Here is a 7,809-nt window from a genome sequence, read left to right on the forward strand (position 1 = left end):
ACCTTCATCAAACGCCCACACTTATCGACTGTTGATTGTTAAAGAACCGTTGTTCTGCACTACTTTGCTGCGCTTTGCGAATCGTTTTGTTCGTCAGCAGCAGAGAACGAGATTATGAGGTGTTTTCTGATGTTCGTCAACCCCTCTCTTCTCGCGTCACACACAGTTTCCTGTGTGATATTGCCAGCTTAACTACTTGATTTCGTTAAGCTTTCCTGGCATCGCCGAAGCGGACGCGAACTATAGCAAACGCTCGAAGCCATTGCAAGGACTTCGTGATGTCTGGCGTGCGTCAAGGTGCGTCGCGGGACAAAACCTGCGCCGCCGCGCCTGGATACAGGCGCTCGAGTGTAACGCCAGTGAGCTTGGCCACCACCGGCTCCACCAGCGCGACCGCAGCGGTGGCGTCATGCGCCTCGCGGACCGCCTTCCACAATCGCGCCAGGTCCCCGGTCTGATGCAAGGCTTGCTCGACTTCGGCCTGCCAGAATGCCGGCGCCTCACCTTCCACGAAATTGCCGCGCCCGCGGCCGAAATGCGCAACCGCCAGGTAGCGCAGCACGGTACCGACCAGCAGGGTCTGCAGGAATGCGTCGGCAAATTGGACGGTAGGCTGGTCGCGATCGGTGCCGACATTGAAACCCCACGCCGCACCGGCCATCGTCAGCGCGCCGACGATCGCTCCGAGCAGCGCGCCGCCGCCGACAGTGAGCCCGCCGGTCATCAGGTCGGCCGACAGGCCAGTCGCCGCGCCCGATACCACCGCACCCAGCAGACCGGCCTGCCCCTTGTCGAGCGGCGCCCGGATCGCAAAGTTTTCGCGCACCCGGGCGTTGATCTTGACCGCGTCGCCGGGATCGAGCTTGTGCAGCACCAGCAGCTGGGCAGTTGTCCTGCCGATCTGCTGCTCGAGGCGCTCCACCAGCAGCGCCATCGCCTCTTCCTGCCTGCGCTGCTCGCCCTTGCCCAGGCCTACCGCCTTCAACGCGGACCTGAACAGGCCGCTGCCTTCGACATCGACGGCCTGGCGATCACGCGCGGCGCTCGCGAGCTGCCCGGCGATCAGGTGCAACGACACCTGGTAGCGATGCTGGTTAATCGCTTCCCACGCCGCGAGCAAGCGCTCGTAACCGGGGCACTTGGCTTCGTCGAGCAGCTGGCCGACGCGTTCGTAGAACACATGCTCGTGCACCCAGCAGCGCGCGAATGCATCGAGCGGCAGCACGTCGCGCACGATTGCGTACTGGTCCAGGTGCCGGCGCCAGCGTAGCTGCTCCGCCTGCTCCAGTTCGCCGGGCCGCGGAGGCCCAAGCTGGTTGAGCAGGACCACCACCGGCTTACCCAGCCATTCGAGAATCCGCATCTCGGCCGGCAGGTAGCCGGCGTCGCGCGGATCCTCCGAAGAATTGACCAGGTAGAGGACCACGTCAGCCGCATCCTTTGCCGCGCGCAGCGCCTGCTGACTGAGCCAGAACGGACGATCGCGGTAACGGTCGAACACCTCGCGCAAGAACCAGCCTATCGGATTGCCCGACATGGCCAATCGCTTGAGCAGCCGCACCGAATCGCCGAAACCCGGCGTATCCCACAGCAGCAGCGTATCGCCGGCTTCGGTGGTTTGCAGGGTGTGCGCCTCCGCGAACACGGTAACGTGCGCCGCGTCGCGCACTTCGCCGACATCCACGCCAACCAGCGTACGTGCAAGCGTCGTCTTGCCGTTGTTGGTGTGCGAAACGAGTGCGAACTGGATTTTTACGGGCTGCCCGTTCATCGCGCCGCCGATACGGAGAGGCCCGAGCCCAGGTCGAGCGGGTACTTCGCGGGATGCAGCAGGTTGACGATCGTCGCGCTCGTGCGGTGGAAGCTGCAGAACTGGCGCCACAAGGCGATGCGTTCTTCGACGCGGCCCTCGAGACCCCGCTCCACAAGCGCCGATTCGTCCACCAGCACGGCCACGCCGCGCGGCGCATGAAGCACCAGGTAGTCCAGAAAGTCACCGTGGTTTTCCTTTTCAGGGGTTGCCGTCAGACTGAACAACGCTGCGGTGATGGCCACGGCCGGGTCGTCGAGCCGCGCGTCGCGCAAGGCTTCCTGCGGCTCCTCTCCGTACGGACAGGTGGGCCGCAGCATGAGCTGGGCCTGTTCGCCCAACACCATCCTCGCGACCGCCACCAGGCCCTTGTGCCGCTCCTCGTCGACGGTAAAGCTGTATGGCAGCACACGCAGTACCGTCGGGCCGGTGCCCACACCGGAACGCCCGGACAGCTTGCGAAAGTATGGCTGGTCCAGCTCGAGCGGGAAATTGCGTGCCAGGCGCCCGGCACGCCAAGCCGCAACCAACGCGAGCGCAAGGCGCGGAACCACGACCACCAGCAGCAGGGTGGCTGCGTACAGGTGCACCCAGCGCGCGCCGCCAAGGGGGGAAGGCGTCTGGGCAAAGCGCAGCGCCTCGATGTCCGCGACCGAAAAGCCCTGCAATGGGAATACGAACAAGGCCGGTGCGAACAGCACGGAGAGGATGTCATGTACCTGCTGCGCATTGAGGAAGGTGCTCTCCCAGCCTGCGGCGTACTGCGTCAGCAGGCCACGCGCATACAACGAGGCGATTGCGCCAAGGGCGAACATCGCCGCGGCGAGGTGGATCGCGCAGCTCAGGCGTGCACGCACGAGCGGCCGCGCGAGTTGCGACCATTCGCTCATAAAACTGGCGACACCCGCGACCATGGCCGGCGGCAGCTTGCGCGGCAGCGCGGCTTTGCCGACGGCGAGCCGCCGCAGCAGGCCGGGGCCAGCCCAACCCGTTTGCTTGCCCGGCACCAGAAGCCACACCAGCAGTATCAGGTACACGAGCAGGTTCCAGCCGATGATCAAGAGGAGTGGCGCGGAGAGCAGGTCGACACGGTGGGGATTGCCGATCCGGTCCAGGACGGCGCCGGCCAGCAGGGCGAGCACCGGCAGCAGGACGGACCAGGTGGGCATCAGGGTGCGTCGATGGAGGAATGCGCCGAACGCCGGAACGCGTTCGGCAAGCCGCTTGAGAATGAGTTCGGCGCGCTGCTGAAGGAAATGCTCGACCGTCGCTTCGGACCTGGTCTCGGCCGCCTGCCACTGCGCCAACTCGCGCGCGCTGCGGCTGGCGTAGAGCCGGTCGTCCTCCGACAGGACCTCGTGCTTGCTGTCGGCAGTCTCGATCGCGCGCATCAGGACGACGCTTCTTGCCACCTGCTCGTTCATCTCACTCCCGTCTTTAATGAATCGGCAACATCCGTCGATCGCATTGTGCCTCAGTTTGAGCGACGGGAGAGCGCGCGGCGATTGCGCCCGGGGTGCCGGCCGCCGCAACCATAGGGCTGATAGGGCCAGGGCTGGCAGTCAATCGGCGCCAAGACAAATACCCGATTTGCCGCCTTCAAGGGAAATCCGCAGGCCCGGCGACTCGACGTGGTAATACAGGGCAATGATCTTCCACTCGTCGTCAAATTTATAGAGCTGGATACTGTTCACGCCGACGAAATCGGGTTTGGCAGCATTTCTGTCGGTACGGGACTCGACAACGCTATAGACGGTGGCAAAGCGGTCATAAGTCTTCACCTCACGCGCCACTTCGCACTCGTAAAAAGGCTTGGGCCGCGGGCGACCTTGAGCGGTGATGAAATCCGCAGCGGAGGTGCGAGTGAAGACCGGCTTATTTTCTCGATGGGTTCCACCAAAAACGACTCCGTCAGGTTGAAAGAGTCGGCCAAGCGTGGCGGCGTCTCCAGGCTCACCTGCCGCGTGGCTCAAGGAAGGCCACAGTGCGGCGACGGTTTGTTCAGGTGTCGAACCGGCTGATGCGCCCTGCGCAAGCAATGCGCCAATGAGCAAAACAAGAATTCGCACGGGTTTCCCCTTGAGTAATAAGAGGACCGCAGTATAAGCCGCCGCATCCGATTCAAAACATACAAACAAAAAAGCCCGTCAGTTCGCGGCTGACGGGCTTCCTCTTGGAACTAGCCTGACGATGCCCTGCTTTCAGACTGACTGTGGATGGTCAGTGGTACCCGAGTAACCGGTCTTAAACCAAGGCGTAGACGGAGCCCGAACGTAATTCCGAAAGATAAAGCCCCATGGGAGGATCAAGGGAATAAGCACAACACCGACAGCAGTTTCCAATAGAGTATCTCGCGCATATTCATTCAACCCTGGACCCAGCCACATCGGCAAAGCGAACGCCACGATCCAGAAAATCTTCCAGCCAAGCTCGAATATGAGCAACGGCAGCATCTTGAGGGGGTAACGCAACCCAAGCAACGAAAGCAAGGAAAGGGTTCCAAGCATCGCTTGCACAACCGTATGACTGTCCACGACCTTTGAGGATGGCGAAAGAATTGCCGGCCAAACGTAGATGCTCAAGCCGACCGCGATGAACAGATACAGGCTCCGTAACAAGTAGAGTCTGAGGGTGCTGATTTCTGACATGACGTTATTCCTTTCTATGGCAAATAAAACGGAACTCCTGTTACGGACTCGCCGCCGTTCGCAAGCAACTTCTGCCTACTCAACTTCCTTAAGAACCTTCTCGACGGCAGCCAGGCGGGTCGCGACGTCTGCCAGCGTTGCATCGATGGAAGCCAACCGCGCCGCGGCCTCAGCCTGAGCCGATACTGCTCCTGCTGCTATTTGCCGGTATGCCTCGTCACTCGCATGGCGAGCCTTTGCCTGCTGAATGGCCGAGAAGTACTTCATTCCAAAGACGATCAAAATCGTTCCAAGCGGGAGGCCGAGCGTTATTACGTACATAGTTTCGGACATGAAGATCTCTCTACTTCTCAAGGTTGGTGGTCAGGGACTTCTCTGCCTCAGCGATGGCGGCCGGCGTGAGTTCGATGTGAAAACTACTGACTTCGAAGTAGTTGAGCGCCTTGCCATCCTCCGATAGTTCATGCCGGCTAGTTACGAGGCCGGCGCTTTCAAGCTTTTGAAGATGCAAATGCAGCAGCGGACGACTGATGCCAATCTCCCGCGCAAGCTGGCTTACGTAGTTGCGTCCCCCTGAGGCCAACGCCGCGATAATTCGCAACCTGTGCGGATTGGCCAGCGCAGCCAGGATCGCCAGCAGCTGATCGCCTTCAATTTTGTCGTTTTGATCTTTCACGTGTAAAAAATAACTTACACATGAAAGCATGTCAAGCGATGGATTGCATCAGCCAAGAAAATTTCTATTGATGTTGAGATTGGGGCGGGTGACCGCTGTTGCGAAGACAGGGGAGGCCGGGGCCGACCTTTGGTAGGTATTTGAGCGACGTGGCGGGTGTACGTCGCCCAAATGAAGTCGTGTTCAGAGCTGCCAGGACAGCTTGACGAATAGTTCGTCCTGGCGGTGCCGCGGGTCGTAGCCCGGCGTTTCTCCATCGGATAATGTCATCCCAATGTAGGCCGCAGTACCGAGCCCGGCCGTGTGCTCGTACACGAATGAACCTGTGTTGCCGCGGGTGCGGGCTGCGACGGGAAACAGGTAGTACTCGGGATTGCGCGCTGTGCGCGACTTCTGCAAGATCATGCGCAGGCTGTCGCGCGGCCCGAAGTGGTAGATGCCGTTCAGCTGGAAAGCCTGCTCGGTGTACAGCCGTTTTCCGTCTTCCGCTCCGTTGCGGCCATTCACCCAGCTGACAGAATACATTGGCGCAAGCTCGATCCGGTCGTGCGGGCGCAAGGTGCCGAACAGGGACACCACGCCGCCCTTGCCGCGCCGGGAACTGAGGTACTCGATCTCGTCCCCCAATTCCATGGTTGCAGAGACCTGAGAGAACAGCCGTCCAGGCGTCGCGTCCAGCTTGGCCCACACCGTGCGCTGGCGGAACAGCTCGCCGCCCTGCTTGATGCGGATCGCGTTGGCCGGGCGTACGCGCACGTTCAGCTGCAGGTCGTACGGCCCTTTCACGAACAGCCCCGGGCTGTAGTCGTTGTAAATCACGTTGCCGTTGTAGTCGAACTTGCGCTCGGCATGGATGTAGAGGTTGAAGTCGTTCCACATGCCGGTCTTGCCGAATTTTTTCGTCAGCTCGGTCCCCCACATGCGCTCCCCGGCCTGCGAGATAAAGCCGTTGTCGTCGCGAAAGCCCACGCTCACGTCTTCCAGCGCGGCGTTCACGGCGTAATGGTCGCTCTCGTTGTGGTAAATGACTGTAGCCGCGTGGCCAGTCGTGCGCGGTCCTTTCTGCAGGGAGCCATGTGCGTCCGGCTGGGCGGTCGTGCTGGACATCAGCAGCTGGCCGGTCAGGCGCTCGGTATCAGTGCGCTGCCAGCGGAAGTCGGTGCCGAGCACCCGGTTGTAGCCGCGCCCGTCCACGAGGGTGCGGTCGGACAGCAGTCCGCCGAGGGTCAGCTGGTCGCCCTTGTACACAGCCCGTGCAATCGTTGCCTGGGACGAGAAATCCTGGGCTGCATAGTCGGTGTTGTACGACTTCGGAATCAACACCTGGCCGCCGCCGGCGTCGCGCGTGGTCAGCACCGTCACGTCGGTGCGCCCGTCACGCCGGGTGTAGCGCGCGCCCCAGTTGGGGTCGGTGATGGCCCGGGTGTAGATGGCGCGGAAGGAGGTCTGAAGGATGTCGCTTCCGTCGAGAAAGAAGGGGCGCTTCTCAGGCACGAACAGCGCAAAGCGTGTGTTGCCGGACAGCTGGGGCGCATCCAGTTCGATCTGCGAGAAGTCCGGGTGGATGGTGGCATCGATGACGGTGGCCGAGTCCGGGCGCACCTTGAGGTCCAGCGAAAGATCGCGGCCGCTGTAGTCCCGGTCCGGCGTACCTTCCCAGCGGTCGCGGCCTTTGCGCAGCACCAGCTGCGGCGTCGCGGTCCAGTTCAGTCCGCTCGGCAGGTCGTTAAAGCCGTCGATTGGCTCGGCGAAGCACATCAGGCAATTCGACGACTTGGTGACCGGGGCCGAGAAATTCTTGTAGCGCTGGTCGCGCACGATGTTGCGGAACACGAGAAGGTGCCAGTTCGGGTGCGACGCGTCGTAGGCTACCGAGCTGAACGGAAGGCGCACCTCGGCGCTCCAGCCGCCGTCGAAGCGCGCCGTGACCACCTGGACGTCGTAATCGAAGGCGTAATCCTCCTCGCCAGAGCTGTTGAGCATGCCGTCAGCGAATGCCCCCCTGGCGTTGAAGTAGAGGATCTGCGCAGCCTGGTGCGCCCCGGTGGCGTCGATGAACAGGCCGATGAAGTCCTGGTCGCCGCTGATCTTGTCGCGCCGGAAGAAAGGAGCGCGGATCTGCGATGGCTCAGGGTCGTATGCCTTGATGCCGACATAGACGTATTTGCTGTCATACATCAGGCGCACTTCCGTCTTCGATTTGGACGGAACCCGGTCGAGCGGCTCGTTCTCGAAAAAGGTGTCCTTGACCGGGGCCCTTTGCCACGCGGGTTCGTCAAGTGCGCCGTCGAGTTTCACGGTCTCTGTCGCCTGGAGCCGGTGAGCCTGAAAATTTGCAGAAGCGGGGCCGGCTATCAGCATCAGCGCGGCACACATGGACAGTAACCTGGTCATTTTCTCGATCGGCATTCTCGTCATGCCTTGGCGGTTGTTTTGGTTCGTCTGCACTGTATGCGCGCCTGCCGGGCCCAGCCAGTGCCGTGCGATAGGCTGCATTTTTTGTAGGACAGGAGGTAACGAGCGGCGACGAACGTTGCCGCGAAGGGGGCCCATTGTGGTGGCGTCAGCTAACCGGGACCAAAAAGCAAAAAAGCCCCGTCTGCGCTAAGGCAAACGGGGCTTTTTCTTATAACTAGCCTGACGATAACCTACTTTCACACTGGTTGCAGCACTAT

The 7,809-nt window shown here is 61.5% G+C and carries 7 protein-coding genes; all 7 read right to left on the bottom strand.

Annotation, left to right across the window (positions count from 1 at the left end; all coding sequences use genetic code 11):
- Positions 1-292: 292 nt before the first annotated feature.
- The 7 genes from E4O92_RS00920 to E4O92_RS00950 all read right to left on the bottom strand — a co-directional run bounded on the left by E4O92_RS00920 (position 293) and on the right by E4O92_RS00950 (position 7,432).
- Positions 293-1,771 carry a DUF3482 domain-containing protein gene (locus tag E4O92_RS00920; RefSeq protein ID WP_135187867.1) on the bottom strand — a complete coding sequence of 493 codons (1,479 nt, stop codon included), beginning with the start codon at positions 1,769-1,771 and terminating at the stop codon, positions 293-295.
- Positions 1,768-3,234, bottom strand: coding sequence for a DUF2868 domain-containing protein (locus E4O92_RS00925; RefSeq protein WP_135187868.1), 1,467 nt, complete (start codon positions 3,232-3,234; stop codon positions 1,768-1,770). Before E4O92_RS00925 ends, E4O92_RS00920 begins: the two co-directional genes overlap by 4 nt.
- 138 nt (positions 3,235-3,372) lie before the next feature.
- Positions 3,373-3,879, bottom strand: a complete 507-nt coding sequence (locus E4O92_RS00930; RefSeq protein WP_135187869.1) for a nuclear transport factor 2 family protein — start codon at positions 3,877-3,879, stop codon at positions 3,373-3,375.
- A gap of 132 nt (positions 3,880-4,011) precedes the next feature.
- The gene (locus tag E4O92_RS00935; RefSeq protein ID WP_135187870.1) at positions 4,012-4,458 is read right to left on the bottom strand and encodes a hypothetical protein; all 447 of its coding nucleotides are present in this window, start codon (positions 4,456-4,458) and stop codon (positions 4,012-4,014) included.
- Between the two features lie 75 nt (positions 4,459-4,533).
- The gene (locus tag E4O92_RS00940) at positions 4,534-4,791 is read right to left on the bottom strand and encodes a hypothetical protein (RefSeq protein ID WP_135187871.1); all 258 of its coding nucleotides are present in this window, start codon (positions 4,789-4,791) and stop codon (positions 4,534-4,536) included.
- Between the two features lie 10 nt (positions 4,792-4,801).
- Complete coding sequence (locus E4O92_RS00945; protein WP_229482872.1) at positions 4,802-5,134, bottom strand: ArsR/SmtB family transcription factor; 333 nt, start codon at positions 5,132-5,134, stop codon at positions 4,802-4,804.
- 183 nt (positions 5,135-5,317) lie between these two features.
- Positions 5,318-7,432: a carbohydrate binding family 9 domain-containing protein gene (locus E4O92_RS00950; RefSeq protein ID WP_135187873.1), complete on the bottom strand. Its 2,115-nt coding sequence runs from the start codon at positions 7,430-7,432 to the stop codon at positions 5,318-5,320.
- Positions 7,433-7,809: the final 377 nt, after the last annotated feature.

It is taken from the genome of Massilia horti, assembly GCF_004614195.1.
GTDB lineage: Bacteria > Pseudomonadota > Gammaproteobacteria > Burkholderiales > Burkholderiaceae_D > Telluria > Telluria horti.